27 protein-coding genes are annotated in these 26,414 nt (G+C 62.2%); 15 read left to right on the top strand and 12 right to left on the bottom strand.

The window, feature by feature from the left end:
- Window positions 1–8: 8 nt before the first annotated feature.
- Entirely contained in the window at window positions 9–1,295 is a 1,287-nt protein-coding gene (locus E6C48_RS22855) for an anaerobic sulfatase maturase (RefSeq protein WP_136359463.1), read from the bottom strand.
- Window positions 1,296–1,723: 428 nt separating this feature from the next.
- Here E6C48_RS22855 and E6C48_RS17470 point away from each other — a divergent pair, with 428 nt between their 5' ends.
- Both E6C48_RS17470 and E6C48_RS17465 read left to right on the top strand, forming a co-directional pair.
- Complete coding sequence (locus E6C48_RS17470) at window positions 1,724–2,374, top strand: BON domain-containing protein (RefSeq protein ID WP_136359462.1); 651 nt, start codon at window positions 1,724–1,726, stop codon at window positions 2,372–2,374.
- Between the two features lie 90 nt (window positions 2,375–2,464).
- Window positions 2,465–3,448, top strand: coding sequence for a zinc-dependent alcohol dehydrogenase family protein (locus E6C48_RS17465; RefSeq protein ID WP_136359461.1), 984 nt, complete (start codon window positions 2,465–2,467; stop codon window positions 3,446–3,448).
- 12 nt (window positions 3,449–3,460) lie between these two features.
- On the opposite strand, the gene E6C48_RS17460 is transcribed toward E6C48_RS17465, so the two are convergent.
- The 10 genes from E6C48_RS17460 to E6C48_RS17415 form a co-directional block, all read right to left on the bottom strand.
- Window positions 3,461–4,054: an NAD(P)H-dependent oxidoreductase gene (locus E6C48_RS17460; RefSeq protein WP_136359460.1), complete on the bottom strand. Its 594-nt coding sequence runs from the start codon at window positions 4,052–4,054 to the stop codon at window positions 3,461–3,463.
- A gap of 61 nt (window positions 4,055–4,115) precedes the next feature.
- On the bottom strand, window positions 4,116–6,683 hold the full coding sequence (gene mgtA / locus E6C48_RS17455; protein WP_206086523.1) for a magnesium-translocating P-type ATPase: 2,568 nt from the start codon (window positions 6,681–6,683) through the stop codon (window positions 4,116–4,118).
- 96 nt (window positions 6,684–6,779) lie between these two features.
- On the bottom strand, window positions 6,780–7,601 hold the full coding sequence (locus E6C48_RS17450) for a universal stress protein (RefSeq protein ID WP_136359458.1): 822 nt from the start codon (window positions 7,599–7,601) through the stop codon (window positions 6,780–6,782).
- A 126-nt stretch (window positions 7,602–7,727) separates the two neighbouring features.
- Window positions 7,728–8,234: a universal stress protein gene (locus E6C48_RS17445; RefSeq protein WP_136359457.1), complete on the bottom strand. Its 507-nt coding sequence runs from the start codon at window positions 8,232–8,234 to the stop codon at window positions 7,728–7,730.
- Window positions 8,235–8,618 carry a hypothetical protein gene (locus E6C48_RS17440; RefSeq protein ID WP_136359456.1) on the bottom strand — a complete coding sequence of 128 codons (384 nt, stop codon included), beginning with the start codon at window positions 8,616–8,618 and terminating at the stop codon, window positions 8,235–8,237. It lies immediately after the preceding gene.
- A gap of 149 nt (window positions 8,619–8,767) precedes the next feature.
- Window positions 8,768–9,676, bottom strand: coding sequence for a carbamate kinase (arcC, locus tag E6C48_RS17435; protein WP_136359455.1), 909 nt, complete (start codon window positions 9,674–9,676; stop codon window positions 8,768–8,770).
- Window positions 9,677–9,678: 2 nt separating this feature from the next.
- Window positions 9,679–10,680, bottom strand: coding sequence for an ornithine carbamoyltransferase (gene argF, locus E6C48_RS17430; RefSeq protein ID WP_136359454.1), 1,002 nt, complete (start codon window positions 10,678–10,680; stop codon window positions 9,679–9,681).
- Window positions 10,681–10,695: 15 nt separating this feature from the next.
- Window positions 10,696–11,913 (bottom strand): arginine deiminase, encoded by a 1,218-nt coding sequence (locus tag E6C48_RS17425; RefSeq protein WP_136359453.1) that lies wholly within the window; start codon window positions 11,911–11,913, stop codon window positions 10,696–10,698.
- 28 nt (window positions 11,914–11,941) lie between these two features.
- Entirely contained in the window at window positions 11,942–13,408 is a 1,467-nt protein-coding gene (gene arcD / locus E6C48_RS17420; RefSeq protein WP_136359452.1) for an arginine-ornithine antiporter, read from the bottom strand.
- A 259-nt stretch (window positions 13,409–13,667) separates the two neighbouring features.
- Window positions 13,668–14,486 carry a universal stress protein gene (locus E6C48_RS17415; protein WP_136359607.1) on the bottom strand — a complete coding sequence of 273 codons (819 nt, stop codon included), beginning with the start codon at window positions 14,484–14,486 and terminating at the stop codon, window positions 13,668–13,670.
- A gap of 264 nt (window positions 14,487–14,750) precedes the next feature.
- On the opposite strand from E6C48_RS17415, the gene E6C48_RS17410 reads away from it, so the two are divergent.
- Window positions 14,751–15,068: a c-type cytochrome gene (locus E6C48_RS17410; RefSeq protein ID WP_136359451.1), complete on the top strand. Its 318-nt coding sequence runs from the start codon at window positions 14,751–14,753 to the stop codon at window positions 15,066–15,068.
- Window positions 15,065–15,937: a universal stress protein gene (locus E6C48_RS17405; RefSeq protein ID WP_230978827.1), complete on the top strand. Its 873-nt coding sequence runs from the start codon at window positions 15,065–15,067 to the stop codon at window positions 15,935–15,937. The genes E6C48_RS17410 and E6C48_RS17405 overlap by 4 nt, the downstream gene beginning before the upstream one ends.
- Window positions 15,938–16,024: 87 nt before the next feature.
- Here E6C48_RS17405 and E6C48_RS17400 read toward each other — a convergent pair whose 3' ends face one another.
- Window positions 16,025–18,709: a bifunctional acetate--CoA ligase family protein/GNAT family N-acetyltransferase gene (locus E6C48_RS17400; protein WP_136359450.1), complete on the bottom strand. Its 2,685-nt coding sequence runs from the start codon at window positions 18,707–18,709 to the stop codon at window positions 16,025–16,027.
- Window positions 18,710–18,996: 287 nt separating this feature from the next.
- On the opposite strand from E6C48_RS17400, the gene E6C48_RS17395 reads away from it, so the two are divergent.
- The 11 genes from E6C48_RS17395 (at window position 18,997) to E6C48_RS17350 (ending at window position 26,087) form a co-directional block, all read left to right on the top strand.
- Entirely contained in the window at window positions 18,997–19,437 is a 441-nt protein-coding gene (locus tag E6C48_RS17395; protein ID WP_136359449.1) for a pyridoxamine 5'-phosphate oxidase family protein, read from the top strand.
- Between the two features lie 68 nt (window positions 19,438–19,505).
- Window positions 19,506–20,033 carry a cupin domain-containing protein gene (locus tag E6C48_RS22850; RefSeq protein WP_230978826.1) on the top strand — a complete coding sequence of 176 codons (528 nt, stop codon included), beginning with the start codon at window positions 19,506–19,508 and terminating at the stop codon, window positions 20,031–20,033.
- Window positions 20,026–20,883 carry a succinate dehydrogenase iron-sulfur subunit gene (locus E6C48_RS17385; protein WP_136359448.1) on the top strand — a complete coding sequence of 286 codons (858 nt, stop codon included), beginning with the start codon at window positions 20,026–20,028 and terminating at the stop codon, window positions 20,881–20,883. The genes E6C48_RS22850 and E6C48_RS17385 overlap by 8 nt, the downstream gene beginning before the upstream one ends.
- 10 nt (window positions 20,884–20,893) lie before the next feature.
- Window positions 20,894–21,301 (top strand): succinate dehydrogenase, cytochrome b556 subunit, encoded by a 408-nt coding sequence (sdhC, locus tag E6C48_RS17380; RefSeq protein ID WP_206086522.1) that lies wholly within the window; start codon window positions 20,894–20,896, stop codon window positions 21,299–21,301.
- A complete protein-coding gene (sdhD, locus tag E6C48_RS17375; protein WP_136359447.1) occupies window positions 21,301–21,687 on the top strand; it encodes a succinate dehydrogenase, hydrophobic membrane anchor protein in 387 nt (128 codons plus the stop codon). The genes sdhC and sdhD overlap by 1 nt, the downstream gene beginning before the upstream one ends.
- A 60-nt stretch (window positions 21,688–21,747) precedes the next feature.
- Complete coding sequence (locus tag E6C48_RS17370) at window positions 21,748–22,194, top strand: CBS domain-containing protein (protein WP_136359446.1); 447 nt, start codon at window positions 21,748–21,750, stop codon at window positions 22,192–22,194.
- Between the two features lie 471 nt (window positions 22,195–22,665).
- A complete protein-coding gene (locus E6C48_RS17365) occupies window positions 22,666–23,334 on the top strand; it encodes a thermonuclease family protein (protein WP_230978825.1) in 669 nt (222 codons plus the stop codon).
- The gene (locus tag E6C48_RS23230) at window positions 23,234–23,575 is read left to right on the top strand and encodes a sunset domain-containing protein (protein WP_456238544.1); all 342 of its coding nucleotides are present in this window, start codon (window positions 23,234–23,236) and stop codon (window positions 23,573–23,575) included. Before E6C48_RS17365 ends, E6C48_RS23230 begins: the two co-directional genes overlap by 101 nt.
- 347 nt (window positions 23,576–23,922) lie before the next feature.
- Window positions 23,923–24,645, top strand: coding sequence for an antitoxin Xre/MbcA/ParS-like domain-containing protein (locus E6C48_RS17360; protein ID WP_136359445.1), 723 nt, complete (start codon window positions 23,923–23,925; stop codon window positions 24,643–24,645).
- Entirely contained in the window at window positions 24,642–25,223 is a 582-nt protein-coding gene (locus E6C48_RS17355; RefSeq protein ID WP_136359444.1) for an RES family NAD+ phosphorylase, read from the top strand. Before E6C48_RS17360 ends, E6C48_RS17355 begins: the two co-directional genes overlap by 4 nt.
- A 174-nt stretch (window positions 25,224–25,397) precedes the next feature.
- The gene (locus E6C48_RS17350; protein WP_230978824.1) at window positions 25,398–26,087 is read left to right on the top strand and encodes a transposase; all 690 of its coding nucleotides are present in this window, start codon (window positions 25,398–25,400) and stop codon (window positions 26,085–26,087) included.
- Window positions 26,088–26,414: the final 327 nt, after the last annotated feature.

The raw sequence follows: 26,414 nt of genomic DNA, 5'->3' as shown, positions 1-26,414 counted from the left end.
GCAAAGCGCTATGTTAATCGGGCACCGCAGCAGCGCTTGTATTTCCGACCGCTTCCACAGGGGCACAGCGCATTGCGTCCGCTCTGACGGCGGCGAGGCGCTTCCTGCCTAGCCAAAATGTCCATTATCCCCGCCGCTGGTCGCCCCTGGCGCAACAGACCCACCATCGCTAGAAAAAATGGCGCGGCATGGGAAAGGAACATGCGATTGGACTCGCAAAAATAGTTTAGCCGCTCGGTACCTTCGTCGTTCACGGGCAGGAAGCGATGTTTGGGACAGCCGCCGTGACAGGCAAAGCGCCACTCGCACTTCAGACAAGCCGCAGGGAGCCTGGCCTTCTTGTCCAGGCCGAACCGTCTTTGCTGCGGCAAGGCCGCCAGCGTTTCAATCGGCGTTTGCGTGATGTTGCCCAGACGGTATTCCGAATAGACGTAGTGATCGCAGGCATAAAGGTCGCCGTTGTGCTCGAGGGCCAAGCCTGTGCCGCAGGTTTCGGCGAAGACACACAAGGAGGCGGGTGCTCCTGCCCAAATCCCGAGTTGTAGGTCGAAGAGTTGGATGAAAATGCGGCCGACGTCATGCCGCACCCAATCATCAAAAATCTTGCACAGGAAGCGCCCATAGTCTGCCGGAGAGACGCTCCAGGGCGCGACGGCGAGATCTTCGTCTCCCGGACTTGGCGGAGAGGCTAGTCCTCCCTGTCGGTCGATACGTTCGACCACCGGGATGAATTGCATGAACTGAACGCCCGCGTCTCGCAGGTAGTGATAGACGTCAAGCGGAAAGCCGACGTTACAATTACTGACCACACATAGAACATTAGTGTCCACTTTGTGACGGGTCAGCAGTTTCCACGCCGACAGGACGCGCTCCGAACTTGGTTGATCGCGCCTGTCACGCCGGTATTGATCGTGCAGGCGCGGCGGCCCATCCATGCTAAGACCGACCAGAAATCCTTCATCATGAAGGAACCGAGCCCATTCCTCGTCCAGCAATGTGCCGTTGGTTTGTAGCGCGTTGCGGATGATGCGTCCGGGCGGACAATGCTTCCGCTGCAAGGTGACTATCGTTCTGAAATAACGCAGACCCAGGATGGTCGGCTCCCCGCCCTGCCAAACGAACTGGACCTCTCTCACGCCTGCACTCGACTGGCTGTCGATATAATCGCGGATGAAGGTTTCGAGCACGTCCGGCGCCATCCGAAACTTGTTCTGATCAGGATAAAGCTTCGTTTTGTCGAGATAGTAGCAATAACTGCAATCAAGATTGCACCTCGGGCCCATGGGCTTGGCCATGACCCAGAATGGAGGAGCCACGCCATCGCCATTACCTCGCACGCCTCTTCCTCCTTCTTCCCACGAACAGGCGGGCGCTCTATATCAACAACATCGCTATCCAACTTTGCGCCTCGACAAGGATTGGCGCGATGCCCTGTCTTTCCTGTTCGAACGAGACAGAGAATCTATCGAAAGCGCAGCGGTACTCGTCGCGCCTTCGATTGTCGGGTGAGCGCTTCACTTCTTAGTGTCCGTCCAGCGACATTCACCTATCCAGGCCGGCGCGGTGCTTCCTTATTCGGGCTGCTGAACGCATCTGAAGCTGAAATATCTTTCGCCGCGGTCGGCAATGCAGTTTTGACGGGGATCAAGGCCAAGCAAGAGGTACCGGAAGAAGCTCACCTAGCGGGCGAGGGCTTCCGCAAGAACCAGTGAGGCACACAACCATGAACGACAGCACATTGAGACAGGACATCATCGACGAGCTCGACTTCGAGCCCAGCATCGACGCGGCCGATATTGGCGTCGCGGTGGAAAACGGCGTCGCCACGCTGACCGGCCACGTTCCGACCTATGCCCAGAAGCTTACGGTCGAACAAGTCGTGCGCCGGGTGAAGGGCGTAAAGGGGATCGCCCAGGAAATCGAAGTCCGGCCTTTCGGCACAAATCGGACCGCCGACGACGAGATCGCAAAGCGCGCCGTCAACACGATCAACTGGAACACATCGATTCCCGACGGCGCCGTTCAGGTGAAGGTGCAGGACGGCTGGGTGACGCTGACAGGCAAGGTCGAGTGGCAGTACCAGAAGACGGCGGCGGCGGATACGGTACGCGATCTCGCCGGCGTCGTCGGCGTCTCGAACCAGATCGAGATCAAGCAGCGTGCCTCCGCGTTCGATGTGAAGAAGCGCATCGAGGACGCGCTGAAGCGCAATGCGGAACTCGAGGCACAGGCGATCAAGGTCAATGTCATGGAGGGCGGCAAGGTCCGGCTGGAGGGAAGGGTGCATGCCTGGTCGGAGCGAAGCGCGGCTGAGCGGGCGGCCTGGTCCGCGCCTGGAGTCAATACCGTCGAGGACCGGCTCACGCTTGGCTGACGCGACAGGCGTTTGGGACTTTATGTGAGGCGGGAAGCCGGCTTTCCGCCTCACATTCATCCTATGTTCTCTGCCATCCGGGAGGAATCCATGAAGGCGATGGTGCTGGAGCAACCACGAATGCCGCTTGTACCGATCGAGCGAGCGGATCCTTTGCCTGGTGAGGGTGAAATCAGAATTCGCGTGGAGGCCTGCGCCGTATGCCGAACCGACCTGCATGTGGTTGACGGTGAATTGGAGCATCCGAAGCTGCCGCTCGTGCCCGGCCACGAGATCGTCGGCGTCATCGACGCGGTTGGCGCGGGCGTCGATCACGTACGGCTCGGCCACCGCGTGGGGGTTCCATGGCTTGGCCATGCGTGTGGCGCCTGCGCCTACTGCCGTGCCGCCGCGGAGAACCTTTGCGATCGGCCGCTCTTCACCGGCTATACGCGCGACGGCGGCTTCGCCACCCATGCGGTGGCGGACGCCAATTTCGCCTTCGATCTCGATAGCGAGGCCGACCCGGTCGCTCTGGCGCCGCTGCTTTGCGCAGGGCTCATCGGCTGGCGCTCGCTAAAGCGGGCAGGGAGCGGCCGGCGCATCGGCCTCTACGGTTTCGGCGCGGCCGCGCACATCATCGCGCAGGTCTGTCTCTGGCAAGGGCGCGAGGTCTATGCCTTCACCCGGCCCGGCGACAGCGCGGCGCAACGCTTCGCCTCGAACCTCGGCGTGTCATGGGTTGGCGGATCGGACGAGGGGCCGCCCGTCGCGCTCGACGCGGCCATCATCTTCGCTCCCGTCGGCTCGTTGGTTCCGGCGGCGCTGCGCGCGGTCCGCAAAGGCGGCCGCGTCGTCTGCGGCGGCATTCACATGAGCGACATCCCGGCGATGCCCTATTCGATTCTCTGGGAGGAGCGAGAGCTTGTGTCCGTCGCGAACCTCACGCGAAAGGACGCGGAGGAGTTCTTCCCGGTCGCCCGCGCCGCAAGTGTTCGAACCCATACCGTCACCTATCCCCTCATTCGCGCCAACGAAGCGCTGGAGGACTTGCGGGAAGGTCGACTCAACGGCGCCGCGGTTCTGGTTCCATGATCAAGGCGGTATTCAACCGGCGCGTTTCCCGAGCGCCCGCACCTCCTCGATCCACTTCCTGCGCTTGGCCTCGCTCGCCCCTTCCACCATCCCGAACAACGTTTCACGGACCGGGCTGACGCCAACGAAGTTCAGGATATTGCGACGCATGCCGGCGACGCCGTGGCCGAGATACCAGAAGCGATAGAACGAGGCCGGCATTCCCATCGTTACCACAACGCGCGCTGAGCGGCCCTTGAGCAGGGTCCTGGCGAATCCGCCCTTGCCTTTTTCAGGATAGGCGAAGGCGACACCCGGCCGCATCACCTGCTCTAAGAAAGCTTTCAACAGAGCGGGCATGGTGCCGAGCCACAGCGGAAACACGAAGACGAGATGTTCCGCATCCTTGATCGACTGGGCGGCGCCTTGCAGCGTGACCGGTAAAGGCCGTTCGGTGAATTCCTCCATCGTGCGCAGGATCGGGAAATCGAGCGTCGCGATGTCCAGGAGCCGGACTTCATAGCCGGCCGAGCGTGCGCCTTCGGCATAGGCATCGGCAAGTGCCCGGCACAGGCGCTTCGGGCTGCCGTCGGGATGGCCGACAATAATTAGTATGCGGCGCGGCATAGCGGTTCTCCAGATGATGGAGCGAGGTTACGCAACCCGCGAACCGAGGCCTTGATTACGATCAAGCCCGACGATGCCTGGCGAGCCGGCGTTCGCGAGGGAAGAACCAGCTCTTGATCGCCTCGGAGGCTGCTAGATAGGCGAGTGTAATCGCGGCCAGGCCAGCCATTACCTTCGCCGGCAACGGCACGAAGCCGAACCAGGTCGCACCCGGCAGATAAGGAATTGCGACAGCCAGCAAGGCGGTCGCCAGCGTCAGCCACGAAAGCAATGCGCTGGGGCGGCTTTTCCAGAATGCCTTGCGGGTACGCACGATCAGCACGATCGCCAGTTCCGTAACGAGGGATTCGACGAACCAGGCCGTCTGGAAAATCTGTGCGGTCGCCCCGGCAAGCAGGAGGAGGAAACCGAAGGTGATGAAGTCGAAAGCCGAGCTGACGAGACCGAAGGCGACCATGAAGCGGCGTACATAGCCGATGTCCCAGCGTCGCGGCGTACGCACCTGATCCGCATCGACATTGTCGGAGGCGATCGCCAGCGACGGCACGTCGGAGAGGAAATTGTTGAGCAAGATCTGTGGGGCGAGCAGCGGCAGAAAAGGCAGGGCGAGCGAGGCGAACGCCATGGAAACCATGTTGCCGAAATTGGCGCTGGTGGTGATGGCGATGTATTTCATCGTGTTGGCGAAGGTGCGGCGGCCGTCGTCGATGCCGCGCAACAGCACGTCGAGGTCGCGTTGCAACAGGATCAGGTCGGCGGCCTCCCTGGCCACGTCCACGGCTCCGTCGACGGAAATGCCGATGTCGGCTTCGTGCAGCGCCGGCGCGTCGTTGATACCGTCGCCGAGATAGCCGACCACATGGCCCCGCCGCCGCAACGCCGCGATGATGCGCTCCTTCTGGTTGGGATCGATCTCGGCGAAGATGTCGGTGCGCGCAGCACGGCCGAACAGCGCCTCCTTCGTCAGTTTCGCCAGCTCGCCGCCGGCAAGGACGTTGCGATGGGGCAGGCCCACGAGTTCGGCCAGATGCGCGGCAACGTAACGATTGTCGCCGGATATGACCTTCACCTTGATGCCGCGCTCGGCCAGCGCCTTCAGCGTCTCGGCCATGCCGGGCTTGGGCGGGTCGAGGAACAGCAGGAACCCGGCGAAGGCTAGACCTGTCTCGTCTTCGCGCTGGTAGACCTGGCCGGGCGCAAAGCGGCGTACTGCCAGGCCGAGTACGCGAAACCCCTGTATGCACCAGCCTTGTACCTTGGAGTCGATGGCTTTCGCCTGCTGGTCGTCCAGCGGCCGGAAACTGGTTCCGGTCAGAACGGACGAACAGACCTGGACGATGTTCTGGACCGCGCCCTTGCAGATCAGCAGGTCTTCGCTGGCGTCCTTCCCCCGCACGATCACCGAAAGCCGTTTGCGGATGAAATCGTAGGGAATCTCGTCGATCTTCTCATACGCGGACAGGTCGTCTTCAGGACCCCTGCTGGCCGCGATTCCCTCGTCAAGGGGATTTGCCATGCCGGACTGCAGCGTCGCGTTGAGCAGCGCCCACAGCCGCACCTGCGACGAATCCGTTCCGCCGGCACCCAGGCAGCCGTCCAGGCGGATGGTTCCTTCCGTCAGCGTCCCGGTCTTGTCGGTGCACAGGAGATCCATGCTGCCGAGGTTCTCGATGGCGTCGAGCCGGCGCACGATGACGCCGCTCGCCGCCATGGTGCGCGCGCCCCGCGCTAGCGTGACACTGATGATCGCCGGCAGCAGCTCGGGGGTCAGCCCGACGGCCAGGGCCAGCGAAAACAGCAGCGAGTCGACGGCTGGGCGGTGCAGCAGAAGATTGGCGAAGAAGACGAGGATGACGATGGCCAGCATGATCTCCGTCATCAGGTAGCCGAAGCGGCGGATGCCTTTCGCGAACTCCGTCTCGGGCACGGAGCGGGCGATCGCTCCGGCGATGGCTGCGAACTCGGTCTGCCCTCCGGTGCGCACGGCAAGCATCGTGGCGGTGCCGCTTCGCACGGACGTGCCGGTGAAGACCGCGTTGCCGCGCTGGCCGATCTGGGCGTCCGGCGCCGAGAGGCCGGGCTCCTTCACGATGGGGAAGGTTTCGCCAGTTAGCGCCGCCTCGCTGACGTTGAAGTCGCGCGCTTCCAAGAGCACGCCGTCCGCCGGAATAAGGTTGCCGGCTGAAAGCCGGACGACGTCGCCCGGCACGATCTCCGCGACGGCGACGGACGCTTCGCGGCCGTCGCGCAGCACGGAGGCCTTGCGGGCAATGCGCGCCGTCAGCGCCTCCATCGCTCTGGAGGCACCGTATTCCTGCGTGAACGAGAGCACGCAACTCGCCAGCACGATGATGCCGATGATCACCGCCTCGCTGCCTTCCCCCACGAACGCCGAGACGACCGCAGCGAAAATCAGGATGAGCACCAACGGGCTGCGGAACTGCCGCGCGAAGGCCGCGAGTGCGGAGCCGCGTCCCATTCGGCTGACCGCGTTCGGGCCGGCTTCGCGAAGCCTGCTTCGAGCTTCGTCGACGGAAAGACCCGACGGCCCGGAACGCAGACTGGCTAGCAGCGTTCCGGCCGGAACCGACCAATACGCTCCGTCCGCCGAGGCCTGTTTTTGTTCCACAAGGGGCACTCCCGCGGCCTGGGGAAAGCGCTATCGGCGGCCGCTCGCCGCGAACGACGGCGCCCGCTGCAACAAACAGGACATAGTGTGCTTCCGTCAGTTTGCCATGAAGCGGTTCCGGCCTGTTTCGTCGAGCAGCGAGCGCGTCACGCCGCCGAATGCCCATTCCCGCAAGCGGCTGTGGCCGTACGCTCCCGACACGATCAGGTCGGCGCCGCACTTGTCCAGCGCCTCGAACAGCGCGAGGTGTTCGTCGGGGCCTTCGATCAGTTCCGGCCGTGCTTCGACGCCATGCGCTCCAAGAAAGGCCATGACGTCCGCGAGGCTTGCGCGTACCCATTGGTCGACCTCGGTGGCGACCGTCACGACCGTCACGGTCTCGGCCGCCTTCAACAGCGGCAGCGAATCGGCGAGGGCGCGACGTGCCTCGCGCGTATCCTTCCAAGCAACGGCGATGTTCCTCGCCTGCACTTGTTCGGTGTCGCGGGCGACGACGACCAGGGGCCGTCCCGCCTGAAGGGCAATGCTCCCGGGATCCGCCTGCCGGTAAGCGTCGCCCGTGGCCGCGCCTTCGACCGCGCCCATCACGATCAGGTCCGCCGCCCGCGCGGCCTCCGCCACGGCGCGCGTCGGATTGTCGAGCGTCTCACGCCATTCGGTCACGACTTTGCCGGCGATCAGCTTGCCGAACTTGTCGTGCACATCCTTAAAGCGGGATTTAATGTCGTCGCGCATTTGCATCCATGCCTCGGCGGCCAGACCGGCACCGGCCGGCCCGGTCACGACGATGGGAGCGTCGGCGGCGCAAAGGCCGATCAGCTTCGCCTGGAAGCGACCTGCAAGATCGGCGGCTGCTTTCACGACCGGGACGACAGGTCCGTCGATGTCGAGGTTCACGAGGATGGATCTATAGCTCATGGGTTTGCCCTTCCGTCGTCACCGCGCCGGTAATTTCACGATGACAGGAAATCTATAGTCGCCGCCAAGTACTGCCTTGATACCGATCAAAAATGCCGTTAGGCGAGCGACCCGCGCGAGAGGAGACTATTGAACCACCAGGACGGGAACGTTCGTATATGCAATGACCTCGTCGGTTTGCCTATTGAGCGTCAATCTGTGTGGGTCTTGCCGACCGTGACTCGCCATAACAATCAGATCGCACCCAGTCAGCTTTGCTGCTTTAAGAACAGCTTTCGCGGGAACGTCATCAATTTCGCGCAGTAACTCTACGTGGATACCGCGCTCGACAGCCTCTTGTTCAATCCAGGCGAACTGTTTTCCCATAGTGTCGTCGACCTGCGGGTCACGACGTGTGAACGCGTTTTCAGGCTCGCCCGCTAACGCTTCGTCCCCAATTTCCCGAGCTTCCGGCTCGAGGACCCTCAGCACGGTCACATTCGCGATCAGCGCCTCTGCCAGCGCCAGCCCATGCTCGACGCCCTTGGTCGCTAATTCGGAGCCATCGGTCGCAATAAGTATGTGCTGGTACAGGCCCCTTTTCGTTCTCGTGAATGAGGCTTTATCGAACGGAGCCATCATTGATTTCGCCAATCAGGGCTTCTCGACACGGGCGACCTGATAGGTGTGCATTGTTCCCTTGCTTCCGATCGATACATATTCACCGGTAATGAAGCGCTCATCCGCCAGGCGAAACCCAAGCTCGTCGTCTTCTTCGCCTTCCGCGTAGTCGAAGTACCACTGACCGCCCTTCTTTCGCCGCAGACGGCCTACGCCAACATTCGAGTCACCGACAAAACGCCTGACCCTACATGCCGCCTGATTGGCCTTCCAGATTGCAGGATCGAGCCTGCCGTCTTTATCGAGTGGGATGAGAAGGTCATATCCTTCGCTTCGTTCGCCCTGAGGATGGCCTCGCTCGCGGGCAAGCAGGAGTTTGACGTGGCGGAAAGTCGGCGGCAAATCGTTCGTCAACATGGCGATATCCCTTTCGAAAACAAGAAATACACGCCGATGCATGCGACCTCGTTGATGAAGGTCAAATACGAGTGCCGCTATGATGAAGATGGCGTCGGAGAGCGATTGGATATGTTCGGCGTTTTTGAAAGAGCCGGCAAACTGTCCCTTCAGCCCCCGGAATTGATGCGGGTTCCTCGCCGTCCGGCGACGATTTCGACAGCGTCTTCCAGCTTGCCTATTGCGGCCGGCTGACCGGTCTCGGTTGCGAACGCAATGGCAGCCTCGACCTTCGGCCCCATCGAACCGGAGGCAAACGCTGCGGCGGAGATGTCGCCGGCCTGCACCCGGTCGAGGGGTCGGGCTTTCGGGGTCCCCCAGTCGAGATAGACCGCGTCGACGTCCGTCAGCATGACGAGCATGTCCGCGCCGAGCTGTCGTGCCAGCAGGGACGAGGCAAGGTCCTTGTCGATGACGGCCTCGACACCGATGATGCCGCCGCTGTCGAGGTTGACGACCGGGATGCCGCCGCCGCCTGCGCAGATGACGATGACGCCGCGCTCTACGAGAAAGGCAAGCACTTCGACTTCCAGGATCTCCAGAGGCTTCGGCGACGGCACCACGCGGCGCCATTTGTCATTGTCGGGCGCGATCGCCCAACCGCGTTGGGCGGCGAGCCGCCGGGCCGTAGCTTCGTCGTAGACCGGGCCGATCGGCTTGGTGGGCGTGGCGAAAGCCGGATCGCGCGGATCGACGCGCACCTGCGTCAGCAGCGTGGCAACCGGCCGATCTTTCACCACGTTTCCAAGTTCCTGCTGGATGACATAGCCGATCATGCCGGCCGTCTCCGCATCGAGCACGTCGAGCGGGAAGGGCATGCCGGGCGTAGCCGCCGCCTGCAGCGCCAGCAGGCCGACCTGCGGCCCGTTACCGTGCGTTATCACCAGCGAATGGCCGGCTTTCACCAGTTCGGCAAGCTCTACGGCCGCCCTGCGGACATTGGCGCGCTGGTTTTCGGCCGTCATCGGCTCGCCGCGCTTCAGCAGTGCATTGCCGCCGAGGGCGACGACGATGCGCATCGTCAATCGCCGATCGTGGCGACGAGGATCGCCTTGATGGTGTGCATGCGGTTCTCCGCCTGATCGAAGACGATGGAGGCTTCCGATTCGAACACCGCGTCCTCGACCTCCATGCAGTCTATCCCGTATTTGCTGGCGACATGGCGGCCTACTTCCGTCTCGGTATCGTGGAAGGCGGGCAGGCAATGCATGAATTTGGTATACGGATTTCCGGTCGCGGCCATCAGCTTGCGCGTGACCCGGTAGGGCGTGAGGAGCTTGATGCGCTCGCCCCAGGCCTCTTCGTCCTCGCCCATGGACAGCCAGACGTCGGTGTAAATGAAGTCGGCCCCTTTGACGCAGGCCTCCACGTCGGCATCCATCCTGAAACGCCCGCCGTTGCGCTCGGCCAACGCTTTGACATGGGTGCAGAAATCCTGCTCGGGCCATAGCCTCCGGGGAGAGGCGATGCGCATGTCGATGCCGACTTTCGCCGCGCCGACGGCGAGCGATTGGGCGACGTTGTCCTTTCCCTCGCCTACGAAAGCGACGGTCATGTCGGACAGGTGCTTGTGGGTGAACTCACGCATGGTCATGAAATCAGCCAGGATCTGCGTCGGATGGTCCAGGTCGGTCAGGCCGTTATAGACCGGAACGCCGGCATAGGCGGCGAGCAGTTCCACCTGGTGCTGGGAGAAGCCGCGATACTCGATCGCGTCGTAGATGCGTCCCAGTACGCGCGCCGTATCCTTCATCGATTCCTTATGGCCGATGTGGCTGCCGGACGGCCCGATATAGGTGACGTGCGCGCCCTGGTCGTAGGCGGCCACTTCGAAGCCTGTGCGTGTGCGGGTGGAATCCTTCTCGAAGATCAGCGCGATGTTCTTGCGCGCTAGACGCGGCACTTCGTTGCCGGCCCGCTTGGCGGTCTTGAGATCGGCCGCCAGCCTGAGAAGATAGCGGATTTCCGCGCCGGAAAAATCGTCCAGCGTCAGGACGTTGCGGCCGTGCAGGTTGACAGGCATATGTTCTCTCCTCGGTCAGAGCGGATCGCGCGCGATCGGGCAGCTCATGCAATGGCCGCCGCCGCGGCCGCGGCTCAGCTCCGCGCCCTCGACGGTGATCACCTCGATGCCGGCGCGGCGCAGCAGCGTGTTGGTGTAGACGTTGCGGTCGTAGCCGATGACGACGCCGGGCTCGACGGCGACGACGTTGTTGCCGTCGTCCCACTGCTCGCGTTCCGACTGGTAGCTGTCGCCGCCGGTGGCGACGACGCGCAGCGCCTTCAGGCCGAGCGCTTCCCTGACGACCTCGGTGAAGGGCTTTTCCTCTTCGACCACGTCGACGGCCGCCTCGCCGTCGCCGGGACGCAGCGAGAAGGCGCGCAGCCGCTCGACCACCGGTGGATACATGGTCGCGAGATCGCGGTCGCAGAAGGTGAAGACGGTATCGAGATGCATGAAGGAGCGGTCGCGCGGCATCAGCGCGGCGATGACACGGGTGGCCTCGCCGGCAGCGAACAGACTGCGAGCCAGCCCGCCAACCGCCTGAGGCGTGGTGCGTTCTCCCATGCCGACCAGCACGATGCCGCCGCCGACCGGCATCACGTCGCCGCCTTCCAGGCTGACGCCGGGACCGGGATTGTCGGGGGAAACGAAGGGCAGGCCGGCGTCGCGAAAGCGCGGATGAAAGCGATAGACGGCTTCGACATTGACCGCCTCCGGCTTTCGTGCCGGCCAGTACATCGCGTTCACCGAGATGGATCGGTAGATCCAGCACGAGCTGTCGCGTGTGAAGAGCTGATTGGGCAGCGGCGACAGCACGAAACCCTGTGGCAGCAGCGTCTTGCCAGTGAGGCCGGTTGGCCGGAACGGCAATTCGGCCCGCGCGATGCCGCCGACCAGGAAAGAGGCAATCTGGTCCGCTGGCATTTCGTCCAGCCAGCCGCGCAGTTCGTCCACCATGTCGTAGCCGACGACCGAAGCGTCGACCCGACGGTCGAGCAGCCAGTCGCGCGCCTCGGCGTCGGCCATGGTCTCGGCCAGCAAGTCGTTGAAGGAATGCACCGTCACATGACGCTCGCGCAACGCGTCGACGAAGACGTCGTGCTCCTGCCGCGCCCGCTTGACCCACAGCACGTCGTCGAACAGCAACGCCTTGCAATTGTCCGGGGTGAGCCGGCGCAGGCTGAGGTCGGGCCGGTGCACGATCACCTCGCGCAGCCGGCCGGTTTCGGAATGGACGCCGAGAGCGGTCATGGCCGATCCTTTCGCGGAAGCCGGCGCGTCAGAGCGCGCTGACGGCGCCGGTCGCCATTGCGTAGGCGGCGTAGAGGCCGACGGCGACGAGGGCGGCCGCGAGGACGGCCTCAACCGGATGGAAGACACGCTCCCGGTTCTCGCGCCGTGCCCAGACGTAGAAGACGATGCCGGGCGCATAGAGGATCGCGCACATGAAGAGGTAGGAGAGGCCCGCGGCATAGACGAGCCAGAGGCCATAGACCGTAGCCAAAAGACCCATCAGCAGCGCGCCGTTGCGGCTCTCGCCCGCCTTATAGCTCTCGCCGGTGATGGCGAGCTTGGCCGCATAGGCTCCGGAGAAGATGTAGGGCACGAGGATGGCGGCGGAGGCGATGTAGAACAGCGCCTGGTAGGTGCTCTGCGCGAACAGCGTGATGATGAGGAACGCCTGCACCAGGAGATTGGTGACCAGCAGCGACGTAGAGGGCACGCCGCGCTCGCTCTCATGGGCGAAGAACTTCGGCATGGTGCCGTCCTTCCCGGCGACGTGCGGCACCTCGGCCGCCAGCAGTGTCCAGGAGAGGAAGGCACCGGCGACCGATACCACCAGCGCCAGGTTGATGAGGATGGCGCCCCAGGGGCCGACGACCGCCTCCAGCACGCCCGCCATGGACGGGTTCTTCAATCCGGCGAGTTCCGGCTGGTTGATGATGCCGAGCGACAAAAGCGACACCAGCGCATAAAGCGCCAGGCAGGTGAGGAAGCCGAGCACGGTCGCGGTCGCGATGTCCTGGCGCCGTTCCGCGCGCGCCGAAAAGACGCTGGCGCCCTCGATGCCGATGAACACCCACAGCGTCACCAGCATGGTGCTCTTGACCTGGTTCATGACCGAGCCGAGGCCGGCGTTGCCGAGCCCGGAGAAGTCGGCGTTGAAGACGTCCACCTTGAAGGCGACGGCGACGATGCCGATGAACAGGACGATGGGCGCGATCTTGGCAACGGTGACGACGAGGTTGACGATCGCCGCCTGGCGCACGCCGGCGAGGATCAGGATGTGGATGAGCCACAAAAGGACCGAGGCGCCGAGCACGGCCTGCCATGTGTTGCCGTCGCCGAACGCCGGATAGAAATAGGACAGCGCCGAAAAGACGATCACCGCGTAGGAGACGTTGCCAACCCACGCGCTGATCCAGTAGCCCCAGGCGCTGTTGAAGCCGATGAACGGCCCGAATCCGGCCTTGGCGTAGGCGTAGGGGCCGGCGTCCAGCCTCGGCTTGCGCACGGCGAGCGACTGGTAGACGAAGACGAGCGCCAGCATGCCGACGGCGGTGATGCCCCAGCCGATCAGGATGGCGAGCGGTCCCGCGCCGGCCGCCATGTTCTGCGGCAGGCTGAACACGCCCGAACCGACCATTGAGCCGATGACCAGCGCGGTCAGCGCGCCGAGACGGAGCTTGCTGTCGGTCTTTTCCGAGACCGACGTTGCGGAAGTGGAAAGGTCTGTAGCGGCCATAGCGGGTCTCCCAGAGTTCGGGCCATTTGCCGGGAGAGTGTGCCGTTGCGGACAGTTTCGCCTTGACGCGCGTCAAATGTTTATCTGGAGGCTGGATTCTTCGTTCAGGGTATGCTCGCTCGAAGTGGATCGCTATGCCGGTGTCGGCAACTCAAGTCGGGCTCATCAATCGAAGCCGTTGGTAGAGAAACCTTGGCAGGGAAGCGGTCGACATGTCGTGGCAGGCGAGGATCCCGAAGTAATCCTACGAACATGCCGGCTAGTTCGCCATCAGCCGGTTGATGGAATGATCCGCAAGCAGGGACAGCGTAACACCACCGAAAATCCACTCCCGCAACCGGCTGTGCCCATATCCGCCGGAGACAATCAGATCAGCGCCAATTTCATTCGCTTCGTTCAGAAGCGCCTCCGGTGCCTGGCGGTCGTTCGCATCGATCACTTTCGACCGCGCCTTCACCCCGTGCCTCACGAGAAAACGAACGACCTCAGCCACGCTCTGGTGAGCGCTGTGCTTGTCGTCGTCCTCGATCGTCGCAACGAGAACCTCTTGCCCAGCGAGAAGAAACGGCATGGCGTCGACCACAGCACGCCTCGCTTCGCGCGTATCTTTCCAGCTCACGAGGACATTGGCGGCAGCCATAGGCTCATGACGTTCATTTGGAAACAGGACAGGACGGCCAGCCGACAGGATCAATTCACCCGGAAAGACTGTGCGAAGGCCGCTTGCAACCCCGTTGTTGGCGCTGGCGACCAGCAGGTCGGCCGCGCGGGCGTGATAGGCAAGCAATTTCGTCGGGTCACCGACCATACCACGCCAAGAACCGTGATTTTTGCCCACGAGATGTTCGAATTCCGACTTCAGCGCCTTCAACTGCTCGTCAATCTCGATGCACTTTTGCTGCATCTTGACCGACGACGCGCTACCGTCGATGTCCTCTGGAATCGATAGGTATGGCTCCGCGGCGCAAAACGCGATCAGTTTAGCCTCGAAGCGCCGGGCAAGACTCCAAGCGAAGGCCAGTCGTGGTGTAGCCCGCGCGTCTATGTCGAGTTGCACCATGATCGTATTATAGACCATCACCAGACCTCCGTTCACATGGTAAGCGTCCTCCCTGACCGATCGCCGCGCCTTGACACACATCAAAGCGCGCGCGCGTCGTCGACCCAAACGGGCAAAGGGTGTTGCCTTGCCCGCAGCGACCGCCGGTAACGGCATCTGGGATAGGCGCCGCCGCTTTCCCTCCTGCGCAAGGAAGTGGACGGCTTACAGATTTGCGGCAGGTCAATGCGAGTTCGTCTTGCTGCGCTAAAAGCCTCCGAAGGCTTCATAGGATTCCGCACAATGCTCAGGTTCCTGCTCGTTGCAGCAACATTGTTTCCAGTGGCGTTGGCCAGGGCGGATGACTTCCCGCAAATCGACTATGGTCGAAAATTGGTCGAGGAGAATTGTTCACGCTGCCACGCTGTGACTTCGACCGACAAGAACAGCCATCCCGACGCGCCGCCGTTCCGGACCCTTTCCAGGCGCTATCCTATCGAAGATCTGGCCGAAGCGCTGGCAGAAGGCATCTCGACCGGGCACCCGGACATGCCCGAGTTCGTCGCTGCGCCGGAACAGGTCGATGCCATTATCGCCTACATCAGGAGCATCAATCCGTGACGCGCGATGACATGATCCGGTCCAAGGCATATTGCGAGCCGTTTCGAAGCATACTGGTCGGCATTCCTTCGGATGGCGTCTGGACACAGACACAAGCCTTGGCTTCGGCCATCGCGCTTGCCCAAACAACTGATAGCACGATTTCGCTTTACGTCTTCGCGCCACACCTGAGCGCGCCGTTTCCTATGTCTGCAGCGACGGCGTCCGTGTGGCTCGCACAGGAGACGGAGCGTCTCGAAAAGTCCACATCGTCCGTAACACACGAGGCCAGCAAGGCGGTCGCCGGCGCGGGGTTGGATGTCGTCGCCGAACATGCGAGCTCGCCTTTCGACTCAAGATCCGGGCGTTTCGTTCAGCTGGCGCGCGTCCATGATCTTGCGATCCTCGACGCAGCCGAGATTTCTGATCCTTCGCAGCGTACGGTGATTGAAGACGTTCTTTTCGACAGCGGTTGTCCTTTGCTTCTGGTTCCGCGCGATGGCGGAGCGGTCAGACCGGAGCGGATCGCCATAGCCTGGGATGGTAGCGCCCGCTCCGCGCGTGCCGTCAAGGATGCATTGCCTTTTCTCGTTCGTGCAGAAACGGTGGTGGCGGTTACGGTAGAGGGTGAAAAGGATCTCTCCCGTATGGCACCGGGAGCCGATCTCGCCATATTCCTTGCGCGGCATGGCATCGAATGCAAGCTCGCCACGCTGGTAGCCGAGGCAGGCGACGTCGCCGAACGCCTCCGTTCTTTCCTAGCCTCGGAAGGTATGGAAATGATCGTCATGGGCGCGTTCGTCCATTCGCGCTTTCGGCAGGCGATTCTGGGAGGAGTTACCCGGTCGCTACTTGAACAGCCCCCGGCTCTCCTGTTCCTGGCCCACTGAAACTTACCTGCACTGGAAAATGCGCTTGCGGCCTTTCGCGGGCTCGATGATCACGCGTAACGGTTGCACTAACGCAGCCAGCGCGGCTTAGGTTTTGTTCAAAAGGTCCAGGGAGACTTTAACGATGCTGGGATCGTTTCGGTCGACCTCAAGCTGAAAGCCGAACTCGCGGCACATCTTCAGCATTCCTGAGTTCTCGGTCAGAACTATGCCGTCGATGCGCTTGAGGCCGTCCGTCTTGCCATAGTCGACCAGATGCCGCAGCAGTGCCCAGCCGAGGCCTTGTCCCTTGAGGTCACTGCGCACCAGCAGCGCGTATTCGGCCGTCTCGTGATCGGGGTCGGCGAAGATCCTGGCGACCCCGCACAGATTTCCGTCGCTATCCAACGCCACGAACGCCATTTCACGCTCGTAGTCGAGCTGCGTCAGGCGGATCAGGAGCTTGTCGGAGAAGTGCTTACTCAGGCTGAAGAAGCGGAGCCGCATGTCCTCCTTGTCCATCCGGTCGAAGAAACCCGGATAAAGGGCCACATCGGCGGGCCGGATCGGCCGCACGTGGTAGGTCCGGTCGCGGACCGTCATGTCCCTTGCCCATTCCGCCGGATAGGTACGGATGATCAGCGCAGGATTGGGGCCAGGCCGTTCGACGGATTCCGGATCTATCTCGAAGCGCGCATCGAGTGCGATCACGCCGTCGCCGTCGGCGAGCAGGGGATTGATGTCAGCAGCGACGATGCACGGGAAATCGACGATCAGTTGCGACAGCGCGTTGAGGGCACGGACGATCGAAGCACGATCCGCCGGCTTGCGGTCGCGGAAACCGGCAAGCAGACGGCCGACCCGCGTCCGGTCGATCAGGCCGCCGGCGAGGACATCGTCCAGGGGCGGCAGCGCGATCGCCGTGTCGTCGATCACCTCCACGGCGACGCCGCCCGTCCCGAACAGGATGATCGGGCCGAAGATGGCATCGTGGCCGATCCCCAGGATCAGCTCTTGCGCCTGGCTGCGCTCGATCATCGGCTGGACGGCAAATCCGTCGATGGACGCATCCGGCGCATGCTGGCGCAGGTTCCCTTCGATGCGGCGTGCGGCATCGCACGCGCTCTTGGCGGTTTCGATGTTCAGGATTACGCCACCGACGTCGGATTTGTGCGATACTGACTTTGAGAGCAGCTTGATGACGATCTTCCGCGAACCCCCCAGAAGACGTTCTGCCGCTTTCTCGACCTCCCCTGCAGACCGGGCTACGATGGTATCCGGCACAGGAATACCGTAGGCTTTCGCTACGGTCTTGGCCTCTGGCTCGGTCAGCGCGCGGCGCCTTTCCGACGCCGCCTGCCGGAAGACGGCAAGAGCGGCAGTACGGTCGACCGGCGCCTCCGCGGCAGCCGCCGGAATGCGTTGCAGTACTTTCTGGGCGCGTGACCATCTGGTCAGGTAGTCGACCGCAGCGGCTGCCGCGGCGGGCGTTTCGTAGCTTGGAATACCTGATGACTGGAGTAGCCGGCGGCCTTCCCGCGCGGTGACTCCGCCCAGCCAGCAGGACAGGATGGGCTTGCCGCCGATGGTGCCGTCTTTCGCCAGCGAGGCGACTGCTGTCGCTGCGTCCGCCGAGGACGCGATGCCGGTGGGACAATTCATGACCAGAACCACGTCGACGGAGGGATCGGCGGCGACAGCGGCGACGGCCGTCCGGTAGCGCTCGGGCGTGGCGTCGCCGATGATGTCGACCGGATTGGCCCGCGACCAGTTCGCCGGCAGCATCCGGTCGAGGGTCGCCGATGTGCCGGCCGAAAGCTCGGCCAGCCTGGCGCCGAAATCCGCCAAACGGTCGACGGCCAACACGCCGGCTCCGCCGCCATTGGTGACGATGCAGACCTGCGCCCGCTCCAGCGGGGCAAAACGAGCGATCGTCTCGGTGGCGTCGAACAATTCGGAAAGGTCGGCAATCCGCAGAATCCCGGCCCGCCGCAGCGCGGCGTCCACCACGCGGTCGGCGCCCGAGAGCGCGCCCGTATGTGTGGCTGCTGCCTTCGCCGCTTCGGCGTGACGCCCCGGCTTTATGGCGATGACGGGTTTGATTCGTGCAGCTGCGCGCGCCGCCGACATGAACTTCCTGGGATTGGGGATGGATTCGAGGTAGAGAACGATGGCGCGGGTCTTGGCGTCGCCGGCGAGGAGATCCAGGCAATCGGCTACGTCGACGTCGGCCATGTCGCCGAGCGAGACGATCTGCGAAAACCCCACACCGTTGTCGGCCGCCCAGTCGATCAGCGAGGCCGCAATCGCGCCCGACTGGGACAGAAGCGCGATGTCACCGGGGGCCGCGGCCATGTGGAAGAAACCGGCGTCGAGCTTAGCGTGCGGCAGCATGAGACCGATGCCGTTCGGCCCGATGATGCGCAGCAGATGCGGCCGTGCTGCATCGAGCATCTTCTGCCTCAAGCCATTCCGTTCTGTTAGGCCGGCAGAGAGGACAACTGCGGCGCGCGTCCCCTTGGCGCCGAGATCACCGATGAGGCCAGGCACTGTCGTGGCCGGTGTCATGATCACGGCAAGATCGGGGACCGCGGGAAGATCCTTCACGGCCGCGTAGCAGGGACGGCCGTTCAATTCGGTGTATTTCGGGTTCACCGCCCAGACGTCGCCAGCGAACCCGCCTTTCAAGATATTGTCGAGCACAACCGTTCCGACCGATCCCGGTTGGCACGATGCGCCTATGACGGCGATCGATTGCGCGGCGAATGCATGGTGCAGGTTTCGGATCGTCACCGTCGTTTCTCCGAATGCACAGTATTGCTTATCATTGCTCTAATTTCATCGCGAGGTTGATGCCAGTCGGACCAAGTTGGATGGAGATTCTGTTCCGCTGATCCGCTCTGCTCCGAGTCTGGGCATGGGCAAGCCTTGCTTGTCTGCGAACGCCGTCTGGAGAATGCACTCGCAGAGCAGGGGGATACCAGATAGCGATGGTGGCCATCGCCACCCATCTTGCCGCATCCTTAAATGACAAACTCGGAGTACTATGAAAACGACTTGAGAAACACGAGGAGAAATCGATGCACGTCCGTTCGCTCAGTACGCTTGAATGTACGAAGTTGTTGAGCGCCGGGCGGATGGGGCGATTGGCCTGCGTCAGCGAGGGGCGTCCTTATGTCGTTCCAATCTATTTCACCTATGCCGACCATCATCTCTACGCGTTCTCGATGCCGGGAAAGAAGATTCAATGGATGCGCGCGAATCCTCACGTTTCGGTCGTCGCCGAGGAACACGGCCCCGGGCGCGAGTGGAAAAGCGTGATCGTAGACGGGCTCTATGAGGAGTTGCCCCGTCAAGACGACCGAGACCATGCATGGTCACTGCTCAGTCGTCATACCGATTGGTGGGAACCGGGCGCCTTGAAGCCTGTCGCGCAGCCGCTATCCTACCACAGCGACCACGTGTTCTATCGTGTCATAATCGAAGAGGTGTCGGGGCGCGAAGCCAGAGAAAGTGCCTAGCGCTCAAATCTTTTACTGGCGCACCGCTCACGCCCCAAAGTAAGGTCTTGCCAAGGAGATAGCTTCAAATGGCAATCCGCCATGCCAATCCGGGAGAAACCATCGACCTAAGTCCGCTGGGGCCTGCTCTGAAGCATGCTCGGACAACCGCAATCGTTAAATCTGATGCGTTCGAGGCCGTCCGCCTCGTCGTCCGCGCTGGAGCGAATATCAAGACCCACCGTGTCGATGGTCCTATTACGTTACATTGTCTGGAGGGGCGGGCATTACTCGGACTTCCGGCCACTTCAGTCGAGCTCCTGGCCGGTCAATGGTTGTACCTCGATAGCGGTGAGCCGCATTCGGTGAAAGGCATCGAGGATAGTGCGCTGCTGCTCACGATTCTTTTTCCCACCCAAACTGGTCGGCGTAATCGCGACAAGGATATGACGGCCGACGATCCAGCAGCAGAAACTCCGGATTCTCTGCTTGATGAGGGACTGTTGGAAACATTCCCGGCCAGCGATCCAGTTTCGGTCAGTAATCCATCGACTGGTATCAAGATCTCTTCGCGCGGCGCCGGCGAGAAAATAAAATCTGGTGGCAACGATGCCTAGAACTGATGCGTTCATCGTCCGCTCTTCCGACCAGGTTCCGAAACATCCTCTCCTCAAGCGGTTTCCTGTGCCGCGAAATTTCGGCGTAACGCCGGGTTCGCGGATCGAGCGTGGACGAACATGGGCGGCGCCGGCGGGCGCAGTGCGCACAAAGGCATTCGAGATCTATCGCTACGATCCGGATGGCGACGATAATCCGCGGCTCGACACGTTCGAGGTCGATCTTGACGCCTGTGGACCGATGGTTCTGGATGCCCTGATCTGGATCAAGAACAACGTCGACCCGACCCTGACTTTTCGTCGCTCCTGCCGTGAGGGTATCTGCGGCTCCTGCGCAATGAACATCGACGGTGCGAACTGGCTGGCCTGCACACGCTATATCGAGGAAACCGGCACGCCTGCGCAAATCTACCCGCTGGCGAACATGCGCATCATCAAGGACCTCGTTCCCGACCTTACCCATGTTCTGGCGCAGTACGAGATGATTGAACCCTGGCTCCAGGCCACGACGCCTGCGCCCGACCGGGAACGATTGCAGGCGCCGGAAGATCGCGCGAAGCTCGACGGTTATTACGAATGTATTCTCTGCTTCTGCTGCACGTCAGGCTGTCCGAGCCACTGGTGGAACGGAGACAGGTTCCTCGGTCCCGCCGCACTTTTGCAGGCATGGCGCTGGCTGACCGACAGCCGCGACGAAGCTGCGGGCGAACGGCTCGATCTTTTGGAAGACCCGTTTCGGCTTTACCGATGCCACACCATCCTCAACTGCACCCGAACCTGCCCGAAAGGCCTTAATCCGGGTAAAGCGATCGCGCAGATCAAGAAGATGATCGTCGATCGGCAAAGCTAGGGCGCGAGCTATGGAACGCATGACGACCAAGCGGGCAAGGCCGCTCTCGCCGAACATTCAGATTTATCGGCCACAGCTCACCTCCGTGCTCTCCATCGCCAACCGGATTACGGGTGTCGCCCTGAGCGTTTTCGCGGTTGTCCTGGTGATCTGGTTGGCAGCGGCGGCCAGCGGCCCAGCCGCGTATTCCCAGCTTCAGACCATCATCGGATCGTGGCCCGGCCAGATTCTGTTCCTGATCGCCACGTTCGCCTTTTTCCTCCACCTTTGCGGAGGGATCCGTCACTTGGTTTGGGACAGTGTGCGAGCATTCGAGTTGAAGCAGATATATGCCTCCGGTTGGGCCGTGGTCCTTCTAAGCGCCGCGCTGACGGTGATTTCCTGGCTCCTCAACCTGTTGATCGCGGGGCACAGCTGATGAGGCGATTTCGCATTCAAACTCCGCTCGGCCGCGCCGTCGGTCTTGGCTCCGCAAAGTCGGGCTTCGGACACTGGTGGACCGAGCGGATAACGGCCGCCGCGCTGGTGCTGCCGGCAATATGGTTCGCAGCTTCGCTCATCGCCCATAGCGGCAGTGACTACGACACATTTCGCCGCTGGCTCCGCGAGCCGATAAACACTGCACTGATGGTCCTCCTACTGGTCACGCTTTTCTGGCATGCAGCCTTGGGACTGCAGGTGGTGATCGAGGATTATGTCCACTCCGTTGCCAAGATCTGGGCGCTGATCGTGATGCGTTTCGCGTGTTTCGCCCTTGCCGCTGTCGGGATCATCGCGGCGCTACGGATCGCCCTAGGGGCGTAGGCATCTATCTGGGCGAGCGCGACAGGCGAAGCGCGATCGAAAAATTCGCAAGGAGTAGAAATGACGAAGGTTGAAAGGCTTCTGACGACGGCACAAGGGCGCCTCGCCGTGATCAATTCCAACGCCCTGTTGATCGATGCGGCCCGGCTGCTGAACGGACCGAAATTCAATCTCGTCATCGTCTGCGACGACGGTGGGAGAATGATCGGGATTATCACAAAAACCGATGTGGTCGGGCATATCAGCCAGTGCACGGGTTGTAGCTGCACGATGGCGGCATCGAATGTGATGACCACAAAGGTGGCCTTCTGCCGTCCCGAAGATTGGCTGAACGATGTATGGTCAACCATCAAGCAGCGGAACCTGAAGAACGTCCCGGTCGTGGATCAAGTCTCGAAACCCATCGGCGTGCTCAATGCCAGAGACGTGCTCCAATCGCTGCTCGATGACGTAGAATACGAGGAGCAACTGCTCCGGGATTACGTGATGTGCGTCGGATACCGCTGACGATCTTCTATTCGAGCAGAGCGGCGCGCGTCACCCATACCGCATGGCGCGAGACCCAAACGAGCGTCCCTAGCCGTTGGAAGCACGTTGGCGGTCATCGCGATCCAGCGAAGCAGCTTCTTCATATTCTGATCTTCGCGACAACCGTTTAAGCCCGCAGAAGATTAGGCAGAAGATTAGGCAGGATAGCATATCTGTATACAGATATGCGGTGCCCGCGGGGGCGCAGGGTCCGGTGAGCCCGGAATGGGAGGAGATTTCGGCATGTTGCGTCAGGTGTGGAACGACACAATGCGTCAATGCCGTTGTGACTCGGAATCCGTCGCGCGCGATTGGGTTGCGTGAACGGGGCGGTATCCGTAAGATCGCCGTACGGAGCGTTGTCGCGTCACCGGCTTGTGAACAAGCAGACGAGTCCTTCGAGAGCATCAAGCGCGTCCTCGCCTGCGTTTATTTTCACATTGCCCACCCTTGAATTGGTCGCCATTTGAACGGGTCCCGAAAGGGCATGTTCAGTTAGCTCTGCCAGGTTACGCACCCGACAATCAGGGGTATCGATCGACCGATGGGCAAGGTCGTCAGTTTCCAACGGCGGAAGTCCGGCAGGGCAGGGGGTATCACCACGATCCTTGCCGCCATGGGTGTCGCCGGAGCAGCCGGGTATTTCGGTCCGGGTTTCCTGGACAAACTGCCGCTGCCGAATGCTGCGCAGCTTGTGGCCACGGGCGGCGCGGAAACGATCGCCGGCCGCGCGTCGGTCATCGACGGCACGGCGAACGGATCCGATTCGACGGCATCGACGCGCCCGAATCGGCGCAGTTTTGCGCAGATGCCGCTGGCCGGATGTATCGGTGTGGAGCGAGAGCGGCGGAGGCTCTGGCCGGATGGCTGGCGGCGGCGTCGCCAACGACCTGCAAATTCGTCGAGCGCGACCTGTACGGCCGTTTCGTGGGCAACTGCACTCGCGCCGATGGCGCCAATGTCCAGAGATGGCTGGTCCGAAGCGGGCACGCTATGGACTGGCCGCGCTATTCGAACGGTGCGTTTTTTCGGGGAGCAGTCTGCCGCCCAGGCGGAAAAGATCGGCATCTGGCAAGGTCAGTTCGAACTGCCGTGGGAGTGGCGGGCGGCCCAGCGTGAACAGACCGACAGTTCGCCGATCGTGTCCCTGGCGCCGTCGGTCGCTTCGCCTGCCGCGGCATCCAGACCGTCGGGTGCTTGCGACATTAAGGGTAACATTTCCCGGAAGGGCGAGCGCATCTACCACGTGCCCAGTCAGAAATACTACGCGCAGACGCGGGTCTCGACCGGCAAGGGCGAGCGATGGTTCTGTTCCGAACAGGAAGCCCGGGCAGCGGGTTGGCGCCGGTCGCAGCAGTGACTGCGTAGCTGCCCGCAAAGTGCAGAGCCAGAAAGCACAACGCCCGCCGCGGGAGGAGGGGCGGCGGGCGTCATATAGATGGTCGACGATCGGGAGGAGGTGAAGGTCGACCGTATCCGTCAGTCTCTGGGAGGAGGTAGATCCTGACGAAATTCAGCGGTTTCAGGTTACATCATCCAGGCACCCGCTCCAGCGTTGATTTCGCATAGCAGCCTTGCACGTTGTGAACGCAGCATTGTCTTATCGATCCGTTCGTCACAGGTGGTGCATTCGGAGCAAATGGCACAAACTGGACAAATGTCAATTCCATTCTTATATTGTCCTTTCAGAGGAATGGAGTTTGCCCGATGGCCAGTCCGAACATGCAGATCGCCCGAAACGCCCGAACCCGCGTCGCGGACCGCGTTACCAGCAAGGTCACCGACGCACTGAAAAGCGACACGGCATTCGAATCCGGTTCGCTGGCGCTGTCGGCCCGCATCGCCGGCGCTGCTGCGGAAGCGGTCCTGGAGCTTCCCGCGGAAGCCCGCCGAACCCTGACACGACGGCAGGCCGAACTGGTGCGTGGCGTCCGGCGACTGGTCGAAACCTTTGGCGACGAGCGCGGCCGCCGCAAGATCGAGCTTATCGTGCCCGAAACGGTCGAGCGATCGGTAGGCGAGGGGCTCGGGCCGATCGTCCCCGAAGAGGAGGGAAAGCACCTCCTCAATGAACTCGCCGTCGCCCGCAAGATCGAGGACTGGGCTGGCACGGTCGCCGGCGCCAGCGAGCTTAACCGAGACTATGGCATCCCGCGATCGACCCTTCACCGATGGCAACATGCGAACGAAGTCATAGGATTGCTGAAGGGGACGAAGAAGCATGTGTTCCCCGTCGAGCAGTTCATCGACGGGCGGCCGGCTCTCGGAATCTCCGCTGTCATTGGTCTTGCCGGCAGCCATCGCACGGCCTGGCTCTGGTTGCGCCAAGCCAATCCTGTACTGGGCGGCCGCAGGCCGATCGATCTTCTGAAGCAGGACCGGATTGAAGAGGTCATTGAAACCGCCCAGGCCTATTTCGATCCGCAATGACGCTCGACCCTGCCATTCTGCAACGGCTCGCGGTCAGGGTCGACGTCACCGACTATGTGAGGATCATCGCGCGCGCTCATGCAGCGACGCCCTTGGGCATGGGCTACGGCCGCTCGCGCTTTTCCAGCCCGAGGAATAGATTTCAGCTGTTGTATCTGGCGCAAGATCCGATGACGGCCTTTGCCGAGACGATCGTCCGGGATCGCTTCGAAAAGGCCGACGAGCGCTTGCTTCTCCGAGAGGAATTCGCCCGATACTCGATCACTGCGGTGCGAAACCCGCTGCCGCTGTTCCTCCTCGATCTGCGAAACGAGGGAGCGAGCCTGCTCGGCGTGTCGACCGATGCCGTCCGCGCCAAGGCGCAGGCCGCCGGCAGGAGACTGAGCCAGTCCCTGTATGACCACACCACCTTCGACGGGATCGTCTACATGTCGCGCATCACCAACAGGCAATGCGTTGCTGTCTACGACCGGGCGGTAGCGCCGAAGCTGGAGGCCGACAGTCCCGCTCTCGATCTGCCACGCCTCGCTGACCTGCCCGGAATTCTGGAATCTCTCCACGTCACCGTTGCTCCCTGAGCCTGATCCGGATAGCAGGAAGGCGGGGTGGGCGAGCGCGAACGGTAGTTGCGGGGCACTATTCGAGCGGAAAGCGTTCCTTTCGTTTGGTCGACTTTTGGATCCTGTGATTATGGGGATTGATCGCGCTATGCCAACAACTCGTCGCAAGTCGTTTTGGTCGAGGTAGAGATTGTGAAGCCACAGACGCGTCCAGTGATTGTTGAAGTCAAACGCAAGCGCGGAATCCACGATCGAAGTCGCTCGATCTGGAGCGGGATCGATTTGACCGCGGTCGCTGCGAAGGTTGACGCTGAGATGGGGGAAGCCTCGAATGGGCTGCCCGTTGACTCCGGTGCGCTCTCCACAGATGTTGACGTCCCCAACCAACCAAAAGTGGAGCAACAGATGCCCGATCCGCAGGAAGCTGAAACCGTCGAGACCCCAGCCGAAGCCCCTGCGGCAGCACAGGCGCCTGAGACGACGCCGAAGAAAAAAGCTCCGAGACCGAGAAAGGCGAAGGCGGCGCCAAAGCCGCGGATCGCAAAGGAAACTGCAAAGCCAGCACCGAAGGTGGCGGAGGCTCCGCCCGCACCGGCCCGTGCGAAGCGCAAGACCTATTCCGAAAAGGAACGTGCCCAGCTACTCGCCAAGATCGAGAAGTCGATTGGCCCGGATGTGTCTGTCAAGAAGGCGACCGGTCAGGCGGGTATATCGGAGCAGACCTACTACCAGTGGAAGAAGGCAGCCGACGCTGCCTCCGCGCCTGCCGATCTGAATGATCTCCTTGCGCTGGAGGAAGAGAACAAGCAATTGAAGAAGCAGCTCGCGGAACGCCTGTGGCAGGAGAACGCCGAACTCAAGAAGAAGCTCGGTCTAAAATAGCTTCCAGCCTATTCCGCGGTCCCGAGCCGGCGGATTCCCTTTGGCGCGGGGATCGCCGCGTCCAGCAGCGTGGCCGCAATATCGGGCAGTTCCGTTCCATCCCGGGCTCGACCGTGGATCGTGGCCTTCGGCTTTGCGGTTGGGCAGTTGCACTGTCGCCAGCCGACGGTCCGGACCACGGGTCGTGCCTGGGGCGTAGTTGTTGATTTCCGCTGAGAGCTGACCCGGGATTTTCGCCGAGAAGTGACCCGCCTTCATGTATGGTTTGGGTCTTAGGTTTTGGTCAAGGGGCGGCTTTCTCCTTCTTGCTCGTTGCGGCCTGTGCTG

Origin of the sequence: Ollibium composti, from assembly GCF_004801285.1 — a bacterium.
GTDB classification, from domain to species: domain Bacteria; phylum Pseudomonadota; class Alphaproteobacteria; order Rhizobiales; family Rhizobiaceae; genus Mesorhizobium; species Mesorhizobium composti.
The sequence above is the reverse complement of the archived record's forward strand: the minus strand, read 5'-3'. Positions and strand labels throughout refer to the sequence as shown.

Coding starts and splice junctions, on each gene's coding strand:
- E6C48_RS22855 (WP_136359463.1), bottom strand. CDS start 1,295: ATGGCCAAGCCCATGGGCCCGAGGTGCAATCTTGATTGCAGTTATTGC.
- E6C48_RS17425 (WP_136359453.1), bottom strand. CDS start 11,913: ATGACCGCTCTCGGCGTCCATTCCGAAACCGGCCGGCTGCGCGAGGTG.
- E6C48_RS17465 (WP_136359461.1), top strand. CDS start 2,465: ATGAAGGCGATGGTGCTGGAGCAACCACGAATGCCGCTTGTACCGATC.
- E6C48_RS17385 (WP_136359448.1), top strand. CDS start 20,026: ATGCCTAGAACTGATGCGTTCATCGTCCGCTCTTCCGACCAGGTTCCG.
- E6C48_RS22850 (WP_230978826.1), top strand. CDS start 19,506: ATGGCAATCCGCCATGCCAATCCGGGAGAAACCATCGACCTAAGTCCG.
- E6C48_RS17415 (WP_136359607.1), bottom strand. CDS start 14,486: ATGGTCTATAATACGATCATGGTGCAACTCGACATAGACGCGCGGGCT.
- E6C48_RS17450 (WP_136359458.1), bottom strand. CDS start 7,601: ATGAGCTATAGATCCATCCTCGTGAACCTCGACATCGACGGACCTGTC.
- sdhC (WP_206086522.1), top strand. CDS start 20,894: ATGGAACGCATGACGACCAAGCGGGCAAGGCCGCTCTCGCCGAACATT.
- E6C48_RS17355 (WP_136359444.1), top strand. CDS start 24,642: ATGACGCTCGACCCTGCCATTCTGCAACGGCTCGCGGTCAGGGTCGAC.
- E6C48_RS17370 (WP_136359446.1), top strand. CDS start 21,748: ATGACGAAGGTTGAAAGGCTTCTGACGACGGCACAAGGGCGCCTCGCC.
- E6C48_RS17470 (WP_136359462.1), top strand. CDS start 1,724: ATGAACGACAGCACATTGAGACAGGACATCATCGACGAGCTCGACTTC.
- arcC (WP_136359455.1), bottom strand. CDS start 9,676: ATGCGCATCGTCGTCGCCCTCGGCGGCAATGCACTGCTGAAGCGCGGC.
- E6C48_RS17440 (WP_136359456.1), bottom strand. CDS start 8,618: ATGTTGACGAACGATTTGCCGCCGACTTTCCGCCACGTCAAACTCCTG.
- E6C48_RS17360 (WP_136359445.1), top strand. CDS start 23,923: ATGGCCAGTCCGAACATGCAGATCGCCCGAAACGCCCGAACCCGCGTC.
- E6C48_RS17410 (WP_136359451.1), top strand. CDS start 14,751: ATGCTCAGGTTCCTGCTCGTTGCAGCAACATTGTTTCCAGTGGCGTTG.
- E6C48_RS17395 (WP_136359449.1), top strand. CDS start 18,997: ATGCACGTCCGTTCGCTCAGTACGCTTGAATGTACGAAGTTGTTGAGC.
- sdhD (WP_136359447.1), top strand. CDS start 21,301: ATGAGGCGATTTCGCATTCAAACTCCGCTCGGCCGCGCCGTCGGTCTT.
- argF (WP_136359454.1), bottom strand. CDS start 10,680: ATGCCTGTCAACCTGCACGGCCGCAACGTCCTGACGCTGGACGATTTT.
- E6C48_RS17460 (WP_136359460.1), bottom strand. CDS start 4,054: ATGCCGCGCCGCATACTAATTATTGTCGGCCATCCCGACGGCAGCCCG.
- arcD (WP_136359452.1), bottom strand. CDS start 13,408: ATGGCCGCTACAGACCTTTCCACTTCCGCAACGTCGGTCTCGGAAAAG.